The following is a 19,407-nucleotide window of genomic DNA, read 5'->3' as shown; positions in this document are numbered from 1 at the left end:
GAAATGAAGATATTATTAACTGGCTCAAGTGGTATGGTTGGTAAAAACATACTAGCTATTGCGCCTAATCACCCACATGACTTCTTAACACCTAACAGTAGTGAATTAAACTTACTGGATGTAATGTCTGTACGTCAGTATGTTGAATTTCATCAACCAGATATGATAATTCATGCAGCTGGTATTGTTGGTGGTATTCAGGCGAATATGGCAAAACCTGTTAAGTTTCTGGTAGAGAATATGCAGATGGGATTAAATATTCTTACTGCTGCTAATGATGCCGGGGTGACTAAGTTTTTGAATTTGAGTAGCTCCTGTATGTATCCACGTGATGCGCTTAATCCTTTGCCTGAAGATTTAATTCTTAAAGGAGAGCTTGAACCAACTAATGAAGGGTATGCTCTTGCTAAGGTGACAAGCACGCGTTTGTGTGAATATATCTGCCAAGAAAATCCTGAACGTTTATATAAAACAATTATTCCATGCAATTTGTATGGGCGCTTCGATAAGTTTGATCCCAACTATTCACATATGATTCCTGCTGTAATTCGTAAAATCGATGAAGCGAAAAAGAACCAACAACCTGAAATCGATATTTGGGGTGATGGGAAGGCGCGTCGTGAATTTATGTATGCTGAAGATTTGGCTGAATTTATTTTCTATGCGCTAGATAAATTTGCAGAAATGCCACAAAACCTTAATGTAGGTTTAGGCACAGACTATACCATTAACGAATACTACCAAGCGGTAGCGGATGTGGTTGGTTATACGGGCGTGTTTAAACATGACTTAAGCAAGCCTGTTGGTATGAGACAAAAACTAATTGATGATGCGAAACTAAAAGAGTTTGGTTGGGGTTATAAAACTAGCTTAAAAGTTGGAATTGAAAAGACCTATGCATATTATATAAATGAGTATTTAAGTGAGTATTGTAATGACTAATTATTCTTTAGCGAGCAGCACCTGGGATGATAAAGAGTATTCTGCGATTCAACGAGTGATTGACTCGGACATGTTTACTATGGGCAAAGAAGTTGCTCAGTATGAAAAAGACTTTGCTAAATTCTTTGGATCAAAATACGCGTTAATGGTTAGCTCTGGTTCAACTGCAAATTTACTAATGATAGCTTCGCTGTTTTTCACTAAAAATGAGTCGTTAAAGCTGAAGCGTGGTGATGAGATTATCGTTCCAGCTGTGTCATGGTCTACGACTTATTTCCCACTTCAGCAATATGGTTTGAAAGTAAAGTTCGTTGATATTGACTTAAATACGTTAAATATGGATTTAGATAAATTAGAGGCGGCTATCACTGAAAACACACGCGCTATTTTATCTGTTAATTTATTAGGTAACCCTAATGATTTCAATCGGATGAAAGAGATTGTCACAGGGCGAGATATCTTTATTCTAGAAGATAATTGCGAATCAATGGGAGCAACCATTGATGGTAAACAAGCAGGTACTTTTGGTGTAATGGGTACATATAGTTCATTTTTCTCTCATCATATTGCAACGATGGAAGGCGGTTGTGTTGTTACTGATGATGAAGAACTGTACCACATTTTATTATGTATTCGTGCACATGGTTGGACTCGTAATTTACCTAAGTTTAATAAAGTAACGGGTGAAAAGAGTGATGATCATTTTGAAGAATCATTCAAGTTTGTATTACCTGGTTACAATGTTCGTCCATTAGAGATGAGTGGAGCATTAGGTATTGAGCAACTTAAGAAATTACCTAAATTTATTAAAACTCGCCGTGAAAACGCTAAATTATTTCAAAATTTATTTGAAAATCACCCTTACCTGCAAATACAAAAAGAAACAGGAAAAAGCAGCTGGTTTGGTTTTTCTTTAATAATTAAACCTAATGCGCCATATTCAAGAAAAGAATTAGTTAAGTTGCTAACAGCGAATGGTATTGAGTGTCGCCCGATAGTTACTGGTAATTTCTTGAAAAACAAAGAAGTACTTGAGTATTTTGATTATGAAGTGTCAGGCAGTTTAGAATCTGCTGAATATCTTGATGAGCATGGTTTGTTTGTTGGTAATCAACAGAATGAAATTGAGAAAGAAATAAAGCTTCTGTCAAATATACTCTGTCAATAAATTTTTAGTAATGTAACTAAACTTAGAAGTAATTAATCCTTATTATCTAATTATATAAGAGAGAAAATGAAAATTTTAGTCACTGGTGGTGCAGGTTTTATCGGTTCAGCGGTTATTCGTCATATAATCAAGAATTCACAAGATTATGTTGTTAATGTTGATTGCTTGACTTACGCTGGTAATCTAGAGTCATTGAGCGATATTGAAGAGAGTTCAAACTATACTTTTAAGGAAGTTAATATTTGTGATGCTGCTGAATTGCAGCGTATCTTTAATGAATATAAACCTGACACAGTGATGCATCTAGCTGCTGAATCTCATGTTGATCGCTCAATTGATGGGCCTGGCGCATTCATTGACACTAACATCATTGGTACTTATACATTATTAGAAGCAACCCGTGCTTATTGGAATGTGTTGCCTGAAGATAAAAAATCGGCTTTCAGATTCCATCATATTTCAACCGACGAGGTGTATGGTGATTTAGAAGGTACAGATGATTTATTCACTGAAACTACACCGTATGGACCGTCTTCCCCATACTCGGCATCAAAAGCGTCTTCTGATCACTTAGTTCGCGCTTGGTTACGTACTTATGGTTTGCCAACGGTTGTAACGAACTGCTCAAATAATTATGGACCTTATCATTTCCCGGAAAAGTTGGTCCCGTTAATGATTTTGAATGCCTTAGAGGGTAAACCTTTACCTGTTTATGGTAACGGTATGCAAATTCGTGATTGGTTGTTTGTAGAAGATCATGCTCGTGCACTATACAAAGTGGTTACAGAGGGTAAAGTAGGAGAAACCTACAATATAGGTGGTCATAATGAAAAAGCCAATATTGATGTAGTAAAGACAATTTGTTTATTGCTTGAAGAATTAGTGCCAAATAAACCTGAAGGTGTTAATCAGTATCTTGATTTAATTACCTACGTAACTGATCGCCCTGGTCATGATGTACGTTATGCCATTGATGCTTCAAAAATTGAGCGTGAATTAGGATGGAAACCAGAAGAAACATTCGAATCTGGTATTCGTAAAACGGTTGAATGGTATTTAAATAATAAACAATGGTGGTCACGCGTTTTGGATGGCTCTTATGCCGGTGAGCGTTTAGAGGGGGCTTTAGGGCCTGTTGTGACTGAAAAGGAAATTAAGTAATGAAAGGTATTATTTTAGCTGGTGGTTCAGGGACTCGCCTTTACCCCATTACAATGGGCGTCTCAAAACAGTTACTTCCCGTTTATGACAAACCAATGATTTATTACCCACTGTCTGTTCTAATGTTAGCTGGTATTCGTGAAATACTGATTATTACAACACCGGAAGATCAAGAAAGTTTTAAACGATTATTAGGTGATGGCTGTCAATTCGGCATTTCATTGGAGTATGCAGCACAGCCTAGACCTGAAGGCTTAGCTCAAGCGTTTATTATTGGTGAAGATTTTATTGGTGATGACAGTGTTTGTTTGGTTCTTGGTGATAACATTTTTTGGGGGCAAGGATTTACACCGAAACTACTAGCAGCAGCACAAAAAAAGTCTGGAGCGACAGTTTTTGGCTATGAAGTTCAAGATCCTGAGCGTTTTGGTGTTGTTGCATTTGATGAAAATCATAAAGCCATTTCTATTGAAGAAAAACCAGTAGAACCTAAATCAAATTTCGCGGTTACTGGTTTGTATTTTTATGATAATAGCGTCATAGATATTGCAAAAATGGTTAAACCATCAGAGCGTGGTGAATTAGAAATAACCTCGATAAACCAAGCGTATTTAGAACAAGATGATCTAAATGTTGAATTACTTGGTCGTGGGTTTGCATGGTTAGATACAGGAACTCATGAGAGTTTATTGGAAGCAGCCAGCTTTGTAGAGACTATTGAAAAGCGTCAAGGCTTCAAAATCGCTTGTTTAGAGGAAATCGCTTACCGTCAAGGTTGGATGACGAAAGAACAAGTGCAGAATACTGCCTCTTTGTTTAAGAAAAACAGTTATGGTCAATATCTATCTAAGTTAATTAAAGAGTAAATATCATGAGTTTAATTAATTTAATTGAATTTAAGTCTTTAGGGGACGATAGAGGTGGCTTAGTTTCTCTTGAAGGAAATAATAATATTCCTTTTAATATAAAGCGTGTTTATTACATCTTTAATACTAAAGATGGTGTTTCTCGTGGTTTTCATGCGCATAAAGATTTACAGCAAGTTGCTATTTGCATAAAAGGAAGCTGCCGCTTTCTTTTAGATGATGGGCAACAAAAAGAAACCGTTCTTTTAGATAGAGCCAATGTTGGTTTGTATATAGATAGTATGAAGTGGCGAGAAATGCATGATTTTAGCGAAGAGTGTGTTTTGATGGTTTTGGCTAGTCATCATTATGATGAAGCAGATTATATTCGTGATTATAATGAATTCTTACAAGAAATAAGGAAGGAAAATGCCTAAAAATAAAAAGTTGGTTATTGTAGGCGCAGGAGAATTTGCTCTTATTGCGTATGAATATTTTACTTATGATTCAGATTATGAAGTGGCTGCATTTTCAGTACATGAAGAATATATGAAAGAGAAGGAAATATGCTCGGTTCCTGTTGTGCCATTTGAAAATATTGAGCTGGAATACCCTCCATCTGAATATGAAGCATTTATCGCAATTCCAGCTTCTAAACTAAATAAAGTTCGTACTCAGTTATTTTATGAAGCTAAGAGTAAAGGTTACAAACTTGCAACTTATATTAGTTCTCATGCATTCGTATGGAGAAATGTAAAGCTTGGAGAAAATTGTTTTATTTTTGAAAATAATACAGTACAGCCATTTGTTGAAATTGGGGATAATGTTATTTTATGGAGTGGTAACCATATTGGCCACCAAACTAAAATACAAAACAACGTATTTGTTTCATCACATGTTGTAATTTCAGGTTATTGCAATATTGGAGAAAGCTGCTTTCTAGGTGTTAACTCGACATTTAATGATAGAACATCAATCGGTAAGGATTGTATCTTAGCTTCAGGTAGTCTTGTAAATAAGAACTTAGAAGGTGAAGGGGTAATATTTTATGGTAATCCAGCAAAAATATTACCGAAAAAATCGGCTTACTCAGTACAATTGTAATTGAATTATGAAATGGAAAAAAATTGGTCTCATTTTTGATGGAAAAAGCAATTTAGACTGGCATGCAGATAGTGCCTTGACTCCAACCCCATTTAAGATAAATGATGAAGTTGTCAGAGTTTATGCTGGTTTTCGTGATTCTCAAGGTATTTCAAGAGTTGGCTATGTCGATTTATCAATAAATGATCCTGCAAAGATACTTAAGGTGTCAGATAAACCTTGTTTGGATGTGGGCGAAAATGGTTGTTTTGATGATAATGGTGTGATTTTAGGTGATGTTGTTCGACATGGGTCTGAAATTCGAATGTATTATGTAGGCTTTCAGCTCGTTAAAAAGGTTAAGTTTTTAGCTTATTCAGGATTAGCTATTAGCTATGATGATGGAGAAACTTTCAAAAGGGTAAAGCAAACCCCAATTCTTGACAGAAGCGATGATGGCTTAACAATTAATGCTATACATACGGCACTTTATGAAAATGGAGTGTGGAGATTTTGGTATGCTGCCGGTTCTGGTTGGGAAAGTATCAATGGTGTTGATTATCCGCAGTACCATATTAAATACACCGAATCTAAAGATGGCATTAATTTTTCATCTGATAGGCTAAACGTTTTGTGCGTGGATAATGAAGGTGTGGAGTACCGTATTGGTAGGCCATCAGTTTATAAACTGGAATCTGGTTATCTTATGTTTTATACGAAAGGCAGCATTAGTGGTGAAGATTATTATCCAGGAGTGGCGTTTTCTCACGATGGTGTTAATTGGCAGCGAAAAGATCAAGAATTTGGACTTGAGCTTTCAAATAACGGCTTTGACTCAAAACACTTATGCTACCCAAGGCTTATCGATTTAGGAAGCAAAGTACTTTGTTTCTACAATGGGAACAATATGGGTAAGCAAGGATTCGGATTAGCGGAGTTAGAGTCATGGTAAGCTGTAAAAGGTATAACTCGGAAGATTTAGCTTCTTGGAACGGCTTTGTCAAAACTAGTAAAATGAACGCTTTTTTCTTTTTAAGAAGCTTTATGGATTATCATTCAGATAAATTTGAAGACCATTCGATTTTGTTTTATGACGAAGGACAATTGATAGCCCTCTTACCTGCGAACCAAAATCAAGATCAGTTAGTTAGCCATGGAGGGTTAACTTTTGGTGGACTTATTCTATGCAGAAAGCTTCGATCTAATAAAGTTACTCAGATACTGACCAGCCTGAAGGCATACTTATTAAGCTGTAACATTAGTAATGTTATATACAAAGCTCCACCGCATTTCATGCATGATTTACCTTCAGAGGAGGACGTGTATTTTTTATTTAATGAGGGAGCTCGATTATTTCGTAGGGATCTTACTAGTATCATATACAATGGGCGTAAACTAAAGTTATCTAAAGGCCGTAAAGCGTTAATCAGTAAAGCACGTGGAAACGGTATAGTTATTACAGAATCAGAAGACATAGCGGTTTTTCATAAACTTCTGAGTAGTGCACTAGAGAAGCATGGTGTTAAACCAGTTCACTCAATTGAAGAATTGGAGCTGTTAAAAAATAGGCACCCTACAAATATAAAATTGTATATTGCTGAAGATAATGGCGAGATATTAGCGGGAGCGTTGATGTTTAATTTTCAATCGGTAGAGCACACTCAATATCTTGCAACTTCAGATAAAGGTAAGAGTGTAGGTGCTCTTGACTTACTGATCGGTACGTTGATAGAGCGTTTCCATAATGGAGACAATCGAATATTTAGTTTCGGTATTTCTACTGAGAATAATGGAAAATACTTGAATGAAGGTTTGTTATCTCAGAAGGAAGGATTTGGCGCAAGAAGTGCTGTAATTGATTTTTATGAGTGGAATTTGAATGATTAATTTTTTAGAACTCAAGTTGGTAAATGCACAATACAGAGATGAGTTAAAAGAGGCTTGTTCACGAGTCATTGATTCTGGCTGGTACATTATGGGTAATGAACTAAAGGCCTTTGAGCAAGAATTTGCTGAGTATTGTGGTTCAAAATATTGCATTGGTGTAGCTAATGGTTTGGATGCTTTAATATTAACACTGAGAGCATGGAAAGAGCTTGGTAAACTAAGCGATGGTGATGAAGTTATCGTCCCTTCAAATACTTACATTGCATCTATCTTAGCGATTTCAGAAAACAACTTAACGCCAGTGCTTGTTGAGCCAGATATAAATACCTTTAACCTAACGGCTGGCGGAATTGAATCCGCTATAACAGAAAAAACGAAAGTTATTTTGCCAGTGCATTTGTATGGTCAAATATCACCAATGAAAGAAATCATGCAATTGGCTAAAAAGCATGACTTATTGGTATTAGAAGACTGTGCTCAATCGCATGGCGCTATGATTGATGGAAAAAAAGCAGGTACTTGGGGCGATGCGGGAGCATTCAGTTTCTATCCAGGAAAAAATCTAGGTGCATTAGGTGACGCAGGTGCTGTTACGACTGATAATGAAGAATTATTAGAAGTTCTTAGTGCTTTACGTAACTACGGTTCACACGAGAAATACAAGAATAAATATAAAGGTATGAACAGTCGTTTAGATGAAATCCAAGCGGCATTACTTAATGTTAAACTAAAATATTTGAATCTAGAAACTGAGCGCAAAAAGGAGATTGCGAATAAATATATAGATGGAATAAATAATATGGATATTATATTGCCATCATGGAACGATGATCGAAATCATGTATTTCATCAGTTTGTAATAAGAGTTTTGGAAAGAGAGCATTTTGTAAAATACATGGAAAAATCAGGTATTGAGACTATGGTGCATTATCCGATTCCTCCTCACAAGCAAGTCGCTTATTCTGAGTATTCTTTATATAATCTCCCTGTTGCTGAAATTATTTCCCAGAGTATCGTAAGCCTACCTATATCCTCGGCACTGTCAGATGAAGATATTGATCATGTGATTAAGACCATAAATACTTATAATGTTGATGTTGTATGATTATAATCAAACCAGTAGGGGGGTTAGCTAGTCAGTTACATAAATATGCAATAGGCTATACCCTAGCAAAAAAACATAATACAAAACTGAAGCTAGACTTATCCTGGTTCGAAGACACTCCTAAATCAGATACAAACTGGGAGTTCGCTTTAAACAAGTTCCTTTTGGAGTATGAAATAGCTAGCGAAAGTGAAATAGCTTCACTAAAACCAAGTAAACTACTTTTAAAAGTGAAGAATGTCCTATCGCGATTCTTTGGGATTAACATTGATATTAAAGGCTATGTTAATAATAGTTTTATCGGATTAAATGAATTCATGAATATTCCTGATAATGTATACTTAGAAGGAGAGTGGGTTGGTTACAAGTATTTTTGTGAGTTAAAAAACGAGCTATCAGAACTTATCATCCGCAAAGATATAGCCTCATTAATTTTGGATAAATACAAAATAGATAGGAATGTTGAAAATGTATCTTTACACATCCGTAGGGGCGACTTTATATCTAATCCATCAGCCTCTAAATTCCATAAAACATGTAGTTTAGAATATTATTATGAAGCTATAGATAAGTTGGAAAGCATTGCGGGTGATAAATTGAAATATTTTGTTTTTTCTGATGATATTGCTTGGGCAAAAGAAAATTTAGCTATTAAAAACAATATGGATGTTGAATTTGTTACAGAACTTGATGAAGTCGAAACGTTTATTTTCATGACGCAATGTGATCATAATATTATTGCTAATAGTGGCTTTAGTTGGTTTGCTTCTTGGTTTAACGAAAATCGTGAAAAAATAGTATTCGCACCTAAATTGTGGGTTAGTGATGAATTTATTAATAGTGAGATTTTGGCCGGTATTTCAGAGCCTAATGTGAAGTTTTTGAATAATGAATAGTAGTGTCCTATTAAATAAAAAACCGTTAGTGTCTGTTTTATTGCCTTCATATAATCATGAGGGTTATATAAGAGAGGCTATTGATAGCATAATTCAACAGACATATTCAAATATAGAGTTAATTGTTATCGATGACGGTTCTTCAGATAAGAGTAAAGATATTATTTACGAACTGAGCCGTGTGCATGGTTTTAAATTTATCAGTAGAGCTAATCAAGGCCTTATACATACACTTGAGCAATTGCTTAGGTTGGTTAGCCCGAATTCTGATTATATTTCATTGTTCTCTTCTGATGATCTATACCACGAAAGAAAAATTGAAGTACTAGTTGATACGCTCGAGAAAAATAAAAATGCAAGTGTTGCATATTCAAAAATTTCTATTATCGACTCTAACTCTAAAGTGAAAAGGGAGATATGTGAAGATTATCATTCAGGTGATATTTTTGATGACTTATTGTATGGAAGGTATTCTATTAATGGTATTGGAACTCTAGTTCGAACAGGTGTTTATAAAGAAATTGAGAGAGAAGAAATGTATGTGGATGATTTTCAATTATGGTTGAAAATTGCAGAGCGTCATAAGTTTATTTACGTAAATGAGTGTTTGTCTTTCTATCGATTACATAATAATCACAAATCGTCCAATGTATTTGAAATGCAGAAGGGAGAGTTGCTGACTATTTTGAAATACAAAGAACGCCAAGATTTTCAAGATGTCATAAGTGCTTGGAATATCAGGTGGTTTGGTTTATTTGCAAGAAAAAATAAGGCATATGCTATTCGTTACTATTTACCTAAGATATTGGTGCTTAAAAACTTTACTAAACTTAGGTTCTATCGTTCTTTAGTTAAGCTATTCCTCAAGTGAAAGAGTCTATTTATAGTGCTTTGACGCAGGGGACACTTATGTTGGGAGGGATTGCAGTTTTTAAATTGCTCACAACGTTTTTACCGACAGAAATTTTTGGTCTATATACATACCTTCTATCATTTAGCGCAATCATTTTGTCTTTTCCTTTTACTGCTATACAGCAAGGTGTTGTAAGGTATGTATCAGTTGCTGATGAACATAAAGTAAGGATAAATATATACCAAGTTGTATTTTTGTTAAACTTACTGGTGATTTTTGTATATTTTTTCTCGTATTTTATTTATGATACAATATTTGGCTTAGACTTCGGTTTCTATTTCTTGTTATTTGTTGTATCTGAGGTTTTTAAAGGGTTGCATTATACTTTTAATAATTCCGCAAGGTGTCGATCGAGGTTTTTTTTCGGTGTTTTTTCTGAGTTTACAATAAAAGTAGTTTTGATTTCATTATATGAACCATCAAATATCATTGTCGTATTTTATATATTGGTGATATCTAATGTCTTGGGGGTTGTTATTACAGTACCTAAGGGAATCTGGGTATATAAATTAGATAAGGTTCAATTTAGTTATACTACAAAAAGAATAATCCTATTTTCTTATCCTCTTGTTATTTGGGCTGTATTTGGTTGGATGAGAGATATGTCTAATAGGTTGGTTATTAATTATTATCTAGAACTGTCTGATGTTGCTCTATTTTCCGCTGTAAATTCAATTGCTGTTATTTTACCAGGGGCAATGCAAGCATTTTTTGGAGTTTATTTTATGCCAATTCTATATCAGCGAGAAAGATCAGATTCTGGTTATATACGGCGATTTATAATTAAAGTTTTATTCTTCGGCATGGCTATTTTACCTGTGTTAACCGCATTGGTATATACTTTTTCTGAAAATATTATCTTAGCAATATCGTCAGAAAAATATATTTCTGGGGCATATATGTTGGCTCCTATGTTTTTTTCATTTTCTTTGTTTTCATTAGCTATGTCTATGACAGCAGAGATATTCTCAAAGGAAAAAACCAAGCTATTGATTACACCTAACATAATATCAGGCGTAGTTTCAGTGCTGTCTTATATAGCATTGGTTTACTTTTTTGGTTTGCAAGGTGCCATCGTCGCATTTTTCTTGTCATATATTAGTTACGCAGTGTCGACTATATATATAGTTTTAAGGTTTAAAGGGTAGCGTCATCAATTTAAAAAAACTTTTTAATAATGTTGTCATCCAATGGTTGATAAATTTTTCGATTATCTTGGTTGTGCTTTTAGTTATAAGGAAAGACAATCTTAACGTTAATTTACCATATGTTTTTATTGCTATATCAACACTTTCTTTATTGGATTCATTTTTTCTTTGCAGAGCTAATTTTAATTCATATGTGAATATATTTTATTTTTTCTTAGTAAGGGTTGTTGTTTTATCAATAGGGTATCTGGTTTTTTATTATTTTTATTATATTCCTAATGATTTTATCATTAGTGTTATATGCCCAGATGACTATTTTGATTCAGGAATGTACGTCTATTTGGCAAAGCAGTTTTTCTTTGGACTTAGCTTAAGCGATACTCCATTTGTTGAGTTTTATGGAGACTATATGTCCCCAAATTGGGCACTCATTGTGTATTATTACACGTTGATATTCAAGGCGTTTGGGGCTGAGGAACAAATTCTTCCCCTGTTCAATATATTTCTATTCTCCTACCTTTTCTTTTTCTTTCAATATTTGTTTAAGTCTATTGAAATTACAAGGCGCTATCTGTTTTCATTAGGGATGTTATTATTACCAGGCCCTATTTATTGGGTGGCTACTTTGAGCAAGGAAGGTATATTTTATTGTTTTATGGCCTTTATCACATACTTGATTACTCGAGGAGCGAAGAAGTTCGGGATTGTAAAAGTGATTAATGTTGTTTTTTTGTCGGTGGCTTTTTCCTTAACTTCAAGGTTTAATATTGTATTGATTACTATTTTGGGAATATTTTCTAAACGATATGTTTCTGGGTCTGTTCGCTCGTTCAGTTTTATTTATAGCTTTATTTTTATCACTTTTATTACATTATTTTCATTTAGCTTCGGTGTTTTTCTCTTGTCGATTATGTTTGGTTTTGATTACTTATCAAGCCCATGGTACATACCGATCTCAATAGATGCAGATAGTTCTTGGGGGTATAAGATGAGATTCGTAGCTGATAATATAGTTGATATGTGGTTGTTTTTCCCTGCGAAATTTATATTAACAGTGTTTTCAGAAGTGAATCCAATATACTTTATTACATTTCCTTACTTTGAAGCTGATTCTTATGCTATTATTTTTTCTACAGCTCAGGGAGTTGTAAGGATTATTTCATTTTTTTTGTTATTCTGCTTTTTTCCTAGGATTTCAATTCAAAGAGGCGACATTAGATTCTTGCTGGTATTATCTTTTATTAACTACTTAGTTTTTGCTGTTGTGATAGGCTTCTTTCAAAGTAGGTATTTAATTTTCTCAGATTATTTACTGGTGTCAACATTGATTCTTTTGTTTTATAGTAAGGGTAATAATAAGGGTGAGGTTTGCAACAGATATGGCTAATATTACTATCGGTGTTTTGTACATTTGCACAGGTGAGTATCATAAGTTTTGGCCAGGGTTTTATGAAAATGCAAAGAAGTTTTTAGCCATCGATGCCGAGCTGAAATTTTTTGTGTTTACTGATAACAAAGAGCTTATCGATTCAAAACTATCAGATGTATCGTTTATTTATAAAGAATCTAAACCTTGGCCAGAGCCTACTTTATTTAGGTACCATGCTTTCTTAGAGCACTCCAACCTTTACGCTGAAGTAGACTATTTGATTTTCTGTAATGCTAATTTAAAGTTTGTAAGGAATATTAAAGCCAAGGAGCTATTTTTGGAACGAGATATGTTCTGTACTATACACCCAGGTTACTTTGATAAGTCATACAAAACGTATCCGTATGAATTAAATTCAAAATCAACCGCATATTTAAAATCTTGCAGTGAATCGATATATATTGCAGGAGGTTTTAATGGTGGAAGAGTATCATCATTTTTAGAGATGTCGAATGTAATCGCTAGGAATACTGATGTTGATTTAGAGAATAGTATAGTAGCAAGGTGGCATGATGAAAGTCATATAAATAATTACTATTCTAAGAACAAAGCTATCTTTAACGTTCTTTCTGAGAAGTTTTGTTGCCCAGACTCAAGCGATATAATTTCTACTCCAAGTGTTATTGTTATTGATAAATCTAAGGTCATCAGTCTTCGCCATAAAGGTAACTATTACGTTATTCGAAGCTGGCTTGCATCTTATTTTAAGAAGATAATTAAATATTTATCTAAATAGAACTATTTAAGGTTTGGCTTATGTACTTATATTGTAAATTAAAAGGCGGCTTTGCCAATCAATGCATTCAGTATTTATTTGCTTGCTCTGTATCCAGACAACTAGGCCGAGATTTGATCTTAGACGTTAGCGATTACTCTTTTGATGGCTTATTTCAAAAATTGAAAGGAAATACGGTTCAAAAATCTTCTGAAGGATATTTTAGTAATAGTTATAAGCGGGTGAATACACCAGTTCGTCATGTTCTTTCTTTTTTTTGTGGCTCTCACTTTACTGATGCTTCTAGCATAAGCGATATTTGGGAGTGTAAAAATAAGATAATATTTCTTAATGGATACTGGCATGATCGAGTTTTTATTGATCTTATCGATCCCGTAGACATTGCTTCTTTGAGGTACTCTTTGAGTTCTTCGGTGAACCTAGATAAGATGAAATACTCACTTCCTAGAATTGGGGTTCATGTTCGTAGAGGAGATTACCTTACTGGGAAACACCGGAATGTATATGGTGTCTGTAGTAAAGAATATTATGACAAAGCAATATCAAATATTATAAATTTACATGGTATTAACAAGTATGAATTAGTTGTAATTACTGATGATATCGATTGGGTCGAATGTGATTTGTTTAAAGACTCACCTTATAACTTTCACTGTAACAACGATAATTTTATCGGTGATTTTTGTTCTTTTATGCTCTGCGACCATTATATAATATCAAATAGTAGCTTTAGCTGGTTAGCGTCAACTCTAGGGCGAAATAACAAATCAATTTGCTACTCACCATCAAACTTCTTTATTGATAAAAATAGGTTAGGTTTGCCTATAGACGACTTTATTAAAATAGACGGTGCATTGGTTAGCCCTTAATCTTTTACACATAGAGATATTTTAATATATCGCCGTAGAGTTTGATGAAGGGAGTTTTTTGCTAAACACACCTTGATTTGATTTGATTTGATTTGATTTGATTAGGTTTTATTGTGAAATTTTCAGTGTTGATGTCTCTGTATGATAAAGAAAGCCCTCGATACTATCGTGAGTGCTTAGAAAGTCTCGCTTCACAGTCTCTTCAGGCTGACGAGGTTGTAGTAGTTTTTGATGGTCCTATCTCAGTTGAGCTCAAAGAAATAACCTCCAGTTGGACTGAGCTCCTTAATATAAAAGTGGTTAAGTTAAATAAGAACATGGGGCTATCATACGCGTTAAATTTTGGACTCAGTCATTGTCGGTATGACTATGTAGCACGAATGGATACTGATGACATTTGCTTGTTTAATCGTTTCGAAGAGCAGATTGACTTTTTAAACGAAAACCCTAGTGTTGATATATGTGGAAGTTATGCTATCGATATTGACGGTGAAAGTAATGAATTGAAATTGCGAAAAGTTCCAATACTTTCTAGGGATATAAGAAGGCTAATTTGGACTTGCCCAATAATTCACCCCTCCGTTATTTTTCGGAAAGAATCGATTTTAGCTATTGGAAGCTATCGAAATTCAGCACCTCACCGTCAAGATGACTACGACCTTTGGATTCGTGCTGTGGATAATGGTTTGAAAATTTCCAATATCGCTGAACCTTTACTGTATTATCGTTATCCTATGGGCTCAGAAAAGAAAAATACTTTTTCAGTTGGGCTTAACCGTTTCAAATTGGGAATTGTTCCTTTGATTAAGTATGACTTCGGTATTATGCCTTTCTTAGGGCTATGCTATCCAATGTTTAGGGCGCTTTTACCCTCACGCCTAACTCGTGGTTTTGGGGTAATAGTAGCAAAATTCGACCCGAGGAATAAATGATTCTAATTACTGGCTTTAGTGGCTTTTTGGGAAGGAACCTAATTGAGGCTTTAGAGCATGAAAAAATTTCATTACTTGGGCGCCATAAGTATGATTATCTTGGTGGCGCTCGTTTCTTCCAAGCTGAAATTAACTCTTTTGAATGTTTCGCCAAAGCTCTAAATGGATGTCGAGTTGTGATTCATTGCGCAGCTCGAGTTCATTTAATGAATGATGAATCTGTCAATTCTTTACGTGATTACCGTGAAGTTAATACAGCAGGAACTTTAAACTTAGCTAGGCAGGCTGTATCTTCTGGTGCTAAGCGCTTCATATTTATCAGCAGTATAAAGGTAAATGGCGAATCGATATCAAATTGTAAACCGTTTACAAGTAGTGATCCAAAAAAACCAGAGGACTTTTACGCTAAATCCAAATCTGAAGCAGAAGAACAACTATTGCAATTGGCTGAAGATACTGGTTTAGAAGTCGTGGTTATCCGACCAACTCTAGTTTATGGCCCTGGAGTTAAAGCGAACTTTGCTTCGTTAATGAACTTGGTTTCAAAAGGTATCCCATTACCATTTGGGTGTATTACTGACAATAAGCGTAGTTTAGTATCTGTTAACAATTTAGTTGATCTTATTATCACATGCATTGATCACCCTAAAGCTGCGAATCAAGTTTTTTTAGTTTCTGATGACCATGATGTATCAACATCAGAAATGGTTCGTGAAATGGCTAAATCGCTCAACAAGCCTCAGTGGCAGCTTCCTATTCCTAAATGGTGTTACAAATTGGCGGGTAGTATTTTTGGGAAACAAGATGTAGTCGATAGATTATTAGGTTCACTGCAGGTTGATATCACACACACAAAAGAAACACTTGGCTGGAAGCCGCCACAAACATTAGAAGAAGGCTTCAAACAAACTGCTGAGGCCTTCTTGTTAAATAAAGAGAACAAAAAATGATCCGTATTATCGATTTCTTCGCAGCTTTTTTCGGTTTGTTATTTTTATGGCCAATCCTGCTCATCGTAACTATTATTGGCCTGTTTGATACTGGTTCGCCGATTTTTGTGCAAGAGCGTGTCGGCCGCAACAAAAAGCCCTTTAAACTCATCAAGTTTCGTACTATGTCGGTAGAAACCAAGTCTGTAGCAAGCCACTTAGCAAACAATGCATCAATCACTAAACTCGGTGCTTTTCTTCGTAAAACTAAGCTCGATGAATTACCTCAGTTGATTAACGTGGTGAAAGGTGAAATGAGCTTGGTGGGTCCGCGTCCAAATTTGTTCAACCAAGAAGAACTGATTAAAGAACGTGATGCATTAGGGGTATATGATGTTCTACCCGGTATCACTGGCCTTGCTCAGGTGCAAAATATTGATATGTCTACACCGCAGCTATTGGCAAAAACAGATAAGCAGATGATTGATACCTTGACGCTAAAAGATTACTTCAAGTACATATTAATGACAGCAACGGGAAGTGGTAGTGGTGATGCTGTGAAGTAACACTGCTTTCAATTTATCTACAAAGACTTTTTAAACCAACGCCAGTACAATACTGGCGTTGGTTTATATAGAGAAATAATATGGCTAGGCTGAACTTTATCTGGAACTTATCGCGGGTTAATAAGCGCATTATTAGTGTCATTATTGACCTTTTCTTTATCGTCTTCTCTTTTTATGCTGCTTATTGGGTAAGAATTGGTGAAATTGTTTTGATCAAATCACCAACGGTTCCTTATCTTCTGGGTTGTGTTGCTATCATCACCATCCTTTCTTTCACACGGCTTGGGCTTTACCGTGCGGTATTGCGTTACCTTACTTTTCATGCGTTAGCGGTGGTCAGTATTGGCACGGTGATTTCAGCGGCTTCTGTTGCCGTTCTTGCATTTTATTTTAGTGCGCCTATTCCGCGTTCTTTACCCATTATTTACGGAACCTTTCTCTGCCTTTTGTGTGGAGGCTCACGACTTATCGTTCGTGTGCTCGTTGCTCAACTTAATGGTCAAGGAAACAAGCCTGTGCTGATTTATGGTGCGGGCTCAGCGGGAAGGCAGCTTGCACTAGCGCTCAGAAATTCGGAAACTCATAAAGTAGTAGGGTTTATTGATGAAGATAAAACCCTTGAAAAGACCGTGATTATGGGGTTGTGTGTACATAATGTTGGTCATGCAGATAGGCTAGTTGCTAAACATAATGTAAAGCAGATACTACTTGCAGTACCAAGTGCTTCACGTGCTCGAAGAAAGAAAATACTGGAGTCCTTGGTTCACCTTTCAGCGGAAGTACTTACCGTACCAGATATGAAAGATATTGTTGAAGGTAAGGCGAGTATTGATGAGCTAAAAGACGTTGCGATTGAGGACTTACTTGGGCGAGATCCGGTTACACCACAGCGCTCGTTAATGGAAGCAAACATTAAAGATAAAGTCGTTATGGTCACCGGGGCTGGGGGCTCGATTGGCTCAGAGCTATGTCGACAAATTATCCTCAGCCAGCCGAAAAAGTTGATTCTTTTTGAGCTATCTGAATTTGCGCTATACCAAATTGATCGAGAGCTTAGTCAACTTATTGTCCGCAAAAAACTAAATATTGAAATCGTACCTCTGCTTGGTTCTGTTCAGCGTATTAATCGTTTATCAATGGTGATGAAAAGCTTTAGCATTCAAACCATTTACCATGCCGCCGCCTATAAGCATGTTCCTTTGGTTGAGTTCAATGTCGTTGAAGGGGTAAGAAACAATGTATTTGGTACTTACTACACCGCAAAAGCTGCAGTAGAAGCTCAAGTTGAGTCTTTTGTACTTATCTCTACAGACAAAGCAGTTAGGCCGACCAATGTCATGGGTACGACTAAGCGCATGGCTGAATTAGGTTTACAAGCCTTGGCAGAGCAAGAAAATGAGAAGCCTAAAGGTACCCGTTTTTGTATGGTGCGTTTTGGTAATGTGCTGGGTTCCTCTGGTTCCGTGGTACCACTGTTTAAAAAACAGATAGCAACAGGCGGCCCTTTAACTGTTACTGATCCTGAAATAACGCGTTATTTTATGACCATTCCAGAAGCCGCACAGTTAGTGATCCAAGCAGGAGCGATGGGCAAAGGTGGTGATGTCTTCGTTCTCGATATGGGGGAATCTGTGCGTATTTCAGATCTTGCCAAAAATCTTATTCAGCTTTCTGGGTTGGAAGTGAAGGATGAATCGAACCCATACGGTGATATTGAAATTAGTTATACAGGCCTACGCCCCGGTGAGAAGCTGTATGAAGAGCTTCTGATAGGTGACAATGTTGAGCATACTGCACATGAACGAATCATGACCGCGACAGAAGTAAACTTACCGTTACCTCAATACATGCATCTTTTGGAAGAGCTCGATATTGCTTGCCATAACTTTGATCATGAGCGGATCCGTGAGCTGCTGCTTGAAGCACCGACAGGTTTTACTCCTAGTGATGGTATTTGTGATTTGGTGTGGAAGAGAAATCATCCAGGAGCAATTCCAAAAGAGAGCTTAGTGAGGTACTAATCAAATTAGATTACGGTATCAAAAAAGGGTTTATCATATTGTGATGAACCCTTTTGTGTTTTGGGGCAAAAATATTAGTGGCCTATACATCGGTTAGAATGAAACTTTGCCAGCTGCGACGAATTTTTTAACAGACCGTATGTTGTGATGAATAAATAGCGCGCACTATCGATTCAATGACTCCATAAAAAATGAAAGGATTGAACATGCAGATCATCCACCACGGTGGAAAAGAGACCGTCACGGGCTCTTGTCATGAGCTGAGGCTTGGGAAGAAAGGGATTTTGGTTGATTGCGGCTTATTTCAGGGGCGTGATAGCCGACCAATGGCGATTGATTTTCCATTAACTCATCTGCAGGCGTTGTTGTTAACTCACTCGCATATTGATCACGTCGGCCGTATTCCTTGGTTATTAGCGGCTGGTTTTTATCAGCCTATTTATTGCACACCCGCTACCGCAGAATTACTCCCATTAATGTTAGAAGATGGGTTAAAGCTTCAACTTGGTTTAGGGCAAGCACAGCGTACAAGAATATTAGAAAGGCTGAATAAACAAATAAAACCGGTGAATTATGGTGTGTGGCAGCGTATTTCTCGTGATTTAGACAATACTTATTTTCGCTTTACGCCTGCGGGCCATATTTTAGGGTCAGCGTTTATTGAAGTGAAACTGCCAAATAATGAAATTGTACTGTTTTCAGGGGATTTAGGTCCCAGCAACACACCGTTATTGCCGGACCCAGTCGCGCTGATTATCTGCTGATTGAATCAACCTA

The 19,407-nt window shown here is 36.0% G+C and carries 20 protein-coding genes; all 20 read left to right on the top strand.

Annotated features, from left to right (window positions below; translation table 11 throughout):
• The first annotated feature begins 3 nt into the window (after positions 1 to 3).
• Positions 4 to 942 carry a GDP-L-fucose synthase family protein gene (locus AACQ75_RS14455; RefSeq protein ID WP_170888891.1) on the top strand — a complete coding sequence of 313 codons (939 nt, stop codon included), beginning with the start codon at positions 4 to 6 and terminating at the stop codon, positions 940 to 942.
• A complete protein-coding gene (locus AACQ75_RS14450) occupies positions 935 to 2,110 on the top strand; it encodes a DegT/DnrJ/EryC1/StrS family aminotransferase (RefSeq protein WP_170888890.1) in 1,176 nt (391 codons plus the stop codon). Before AACQ75_RS14455 ends, AACQ75_RS14450 begins: the two co-directional genes overlap by 8 nt.
• A gap of 66 nt (positions 2,111 to 2,176) precedes the next feature.
• The gene (rfbB, locus tag AACQ75_RS14445; protein ID WP_170888889.1) at positions 2,177 to 3,271 is read left to right on the top strand and encodes a dTDP-glucose 4,6-dehydratase; all 1,095 of its coding nucleotides are present in this window, start codon (positions 2,177 to 2,179) and stop codon (positions 3,269 to 3,271) included.
• Positions 3,271 to 4,137, top strand: a complete 867-nt coding sequence (gene rfbA / locus AACQ75_RS14440; RefSeq protein WP_170888888.1) for a glucose-1-phosphate thymidylyltransferase RfbA — start codon at positions 3,271 to 3,273, stop codon at positions 4,135 to 4,137. Before rfbB ends, rfbA begins: the two co-directional genes overlap by 1 nt.
• A gap of 5 nt (positions 4,138 to 4,142) precedes the next feature.
• Complete coding sequence (locus tag AACQ75_RS14435; protein WP_170888887.1) at positions 4,143 to 4,553, top strand: sugar 3,4-ketoisomerase; 411 nt, start codon at positions 4,143 to 4,145, stop codon at positions 4,551 to 4,553.
• Positions 4,546 to 5,220: an acetyltransferase gene (locus AACQ75_RS14430; protein WP_170888886.1), complete on the top strand. Its 675-nt coding sequence runs from the start codon at positions 4,546 to 4,548 to the stop codon at positions 5,218 to 5,220. The genes AACQ75_RS14435 and AACQ75_RS14430 overlap by 8 nt, the downstream gene beginning before the upstream one ends.
• A gap of 7 nt (positions 5,221 to 5,227) precedes the next feature.
• The gene (locus AACQ75_RS14425; protein ID WP_212755033.1) at positions 5,228 to 6,151 is read left to right on the top strand and encodes a hypothetical protein; all 924 of its coding nucleotides are present in this window, start codon (positions 5,228 to 5,230) and stop codon (positions 6,149 to 6,151) included.
• Entirely contained in the window at positions 6,145 to 7,086 is a 942-nt protein-coding gene (locus AACQ75_RS14420) for a GNAT family N-acetyltransferase (protein WP_170888885.1), read from the top strand. Before AACQ75_RS14425 ends, AACQ75_RS14420 begins: the two co-directional genes overlap by 7 nt.
• Positions 7,079 to 8,191 carry a DegT/DnrJ/EryC1/StrS family aminotransferase gene (locus AACQ75_RS14415; RefSeq protein ID WP_170888884.1) on the top strand — a complete coding sequence of 371 codons (1,113 nt, stop codon included), beginning with the start codon at positions 7,079 to 7,081 and terminating at the stop codon, positions 8,189 to 8,191. Before AACQ75_RS14420 ends, AACQ75_RS14415 begins: the two co-directional genes overlap by 8 nt.
• Entirely contained in the window at positions 8,188 to 9,087 is a 900-nt protein-coding gene (locus tag AACQ75_RS14410) for an alpha-1,2-fucosyltransferase (RefSeq protein WP_170888883.1), read from the top strand. Before AACQ75_RS14415 ends, AACQ75_RS14410 begins: the two co-directional genes overlap by 4 nt.
• On the top strand, positions 9,080 to 9,958 hold the full coding sequence (locus AACQ75_RS14405; RefSeq protein WP_170888882.1) for a glycosyltransferase family 2 protein: 879 nt from the start codon (positions 9,080 to 9,082) through the stop codon (positions 9,956 to 9,958). Before AACQ75_RS14410 ends, AACQ75_RS14405 begins: the two co-directional genes overlap by 8 nt.
• The gene (locus tag AACQ75_RS14400; protein ID WP_170888881.1) at positions 9,955 to 11,148 is read left to right on the top strand and encodes an oligosaccharide flippase family protein; all 1,194 of its coding nucleotides are present in this window, start codon (positions 9,955 to 9,957) and stop codon (positions 11,146 to 11,148) included. Before AACQ75_RS14405 ends, AACQ75_RS14400 begins: the two co-directional genes overlap by 4 nt.
• Positions 11,149 to 11,488: 340 nt before the next feature.
• Positions 11,489 to 12,535 (top strand): hypothetical protein, encoded by a 1,047-nt coding sequence (locus AACQ75_RS14395; protein WP_170888880.1) that lies wholly within the window; start codon positions 11,489 to 11,491, stop codon positions 12,533 to 12,535.
• A complete protein-coding gene (locus AACQ75_RS14390) occupies positions 12,528 to 13,313 on the top strand; it encodes a glycosyl transferase (protein ID WP_170888879.1) in 786 nt (261 codons plus the stop codon). The genes AACQ75_RS14395 and AACQ75_RS14390 overlap by 8 nt, the downstream gene beginning before the upstream one ends.
• A 20-nt stretch (positions 13,314 to 13,333) precedes the next feature.
• The gene (locus AACQ75_RS14385) at positions 13,334 to 14,182 is read left to right on the top strand and encodes an alpha-1,2-fucosyltransferase (protein WP_170888878.1); all 849 of its coding nucleotides are present in this window, start codon (positions 13,334 to 13,336) and stop codon (positions 14,180 to 14,182) included.
• Between the two features lie 113 nt (positions 14,183 to 14,295).
• On the top strand, positions 14,296 to 15,114 hold the full coding sequence (locus tag AACQ75_RS14380; RefSeq protein WP_170888877.1) for a glycosyltransferase: 819 nt from the start codon (positions 14,296 to 14,298) through the stop codon (positions 15,112 to 15,114).
• A complete protein-coding gene (locus AACQ75_RS14375) occupies positions 15,111 to 16,064 on the top strand; it encodes a UDP-glucose 4-epimerase family protein (protein ID WP_170888876.1) in 954 nt (317 codons plus the stop codon). Before AACQ75_RS14380 ends, AACQ75_RS14375 begins: the two co-directional genes overlap by 4 nt.
• The gene (locus AACQ75_RS14370; protein ID WP_170888875.1) at positions 16,061 to 16,609 is read left to right on the top strand and encodes a sugar transferase; all 549 of its coding nucleotides are present in this window, start codon (positions 16,061 to 16,063) and stop codon (positions 16,607 to 16,609) included. The genes AACQ75_RS14375 and AACQ75_RS14370 overlap by 4 nt, the downstream gene beginning before the upstream one ends.
• Positions 16,610 to 16,689: 80 nt before the next feature.
• Entirely contained in the window at positions 16,690 to 18,630 is a 1,941-nt protein-coding gene (locus AACQ75_RS14365; protein WP_170888874.1) for a polysaccharide biosynthesis protein, read from the top strand.
• A gap of 206 nt (positions 18,631 to 18,836) precedes the next feature.
• Positions 18,837 to 19,394, top strand: a complete 558-nt coding sequence (locus AACQ75_RS18180) for an MBL fold metallo-hydrolase (RefSeq protein WP_445285790.1) — start codon at positions 18,837 to 18,839, stop codon at positions 19,392 to 19,394.
• Positions 19,395 to 19,407: the final 13 nt, after the last annotated feature.

Source organism: Vibrio sp. B1-2 (assembly GCF_963888445.1).
GTDB classification, from domain to species: Bacteria; Pseudomonadota; Gammaproteobacteria; order Enterobacterales; family Vibrionaceae; genus Vibrio; species Vibrio anguillarum.
This window is presented reverse-complemented; position numbering and strand designations above follow the sequence as displayed.

What these genes read in the sequence shown, in the direction of transcription:
- AACQ75_RS18180 (WP_445285790.1), top strand. Translation starts at nt 18,837, where the DNA reads ATGCAGATCATCCACCACGGTGGAAAAGAGACCGTCACGGGCTCTTGT.
- rfbB (WP_170888889.1), top strand. Translation starts at nt 2,177, where the DNA reads ATGAAAATTTTAGTCACTGGTGGTGCAGGTTTTATCGGTTCAGCGGTT.
- AACQ75_RS14375 (WP_170888876.1), top strand. Translation starts at nt 15,111, where the DNA reads ATGATTCTAATTACTGGCTTTAGTGGCTTTTTGGGAAGGAACCTAATT.
- AACQ75_RS14415 (WP_170888884.1), top strand. Translation starts at nt 7,079, where the DNA reads ATGATTAATTTTTTAGAACTCAAGTTGGTAAATGCACAATACAGAGAT.
- AACQ75_RS14420 (WP_170888885.1), top strand. Translation starts at nt 6,145, where the DNA reads ATGGTAAGCTGTAAAAGGTATAACTCGGAAGATTTAGCTTCTTGGAAC.
- AACQ75_RS14385 (WP_170888878.1), top strand. Translation starts at nt 13,334, where the DNA reads ATGTACTTATATTGTAAATTAAAAGGCGGCTTTGCCAATCAATGCATT.
- rfbA (WP_170888888.1), top strand. Translation starts at nt 3,271, where the DNA reads ATGAAAGGTATTATTTTAGCTGGTGGTTCAGGGACTCGCCTTTACCCC.
- AACQ75_RS14365 (WP_170888874.1), top strand. Translation starts at nt 16,690, where the DNA reads ATGGCTAGGCTGAACTTTATCTGGAACTTATCGCGGGTTAATAAGCGC.
- AACQ75_RS14430 (WP_170888886.1), top strand. Translation starts at nt 4,546, where the DNA reads ATGCCTAAAAATAAAAAGTTGGTTATTGTAGGCGCAGGAGAATTTGCT.
- AACQ75_RS14425 (WP_212755033.1), top strand. Translation starts at nt 5,228, where the DNA reads ATGAAATGGAAAAAAATTGGTCTCATTTTTGATGGAAAAAGCAATTTA.
- AACQ75_RS14405 (WP_170888882.1), top strand. Translation starts at nt 9,080, where the DNA reads ATGAATAGTAGTGTCCTATTAAATAAAAAACCGTTAGTGTCTGTTTTA.
- AACQ75_RS14370 (WP_170888875.1), top strand. Translation starts at nt 16,061, where the DNA reads ATGATCCGTATTATCGATTTCTTCGCAGCTTTTTTCGGTTTGTTATTT.
- AACQ75_RS14410 (WP_170888883.1), top strand. Translation starts at nt 8,188, where the DNA reads ATGATTATAATCAAACCAGTAGGGGGGTTAGCTAGTCAGTTACATAAA.
- AACQ75_RS14450 (WP_170888890.1), top strand. Translation starts at nt 935, where the DNA reads ATGACTAATTATTCTTTAGCGAGCAGCACCTGGGATGATAAAGAGTAT.
- AACQ75_RS14390 (WP_170888879.1), top strand. Translation starts at nt 12,528, where the DNA reads ATGGCTAATATTACTATCGGTGTTTTGTACATTTGCACAGGTGAGTAT.
- AACQ75_RS14455 (WP_170888891.1), top strand. Translation starts at nt 4, where the DNA reads ATGAAGATATTATTAACTGGCTCAAGTGGTATGGTTGGTAAAAACATA.
- AACQ75_RS14435 (WP_170888887.1), top strand. Translation starts at nt 4,143, where the DNA reads ATGAGTTTAATTAATTTAATTGAATTTAAGTCTTTAGGGGACGATAGA.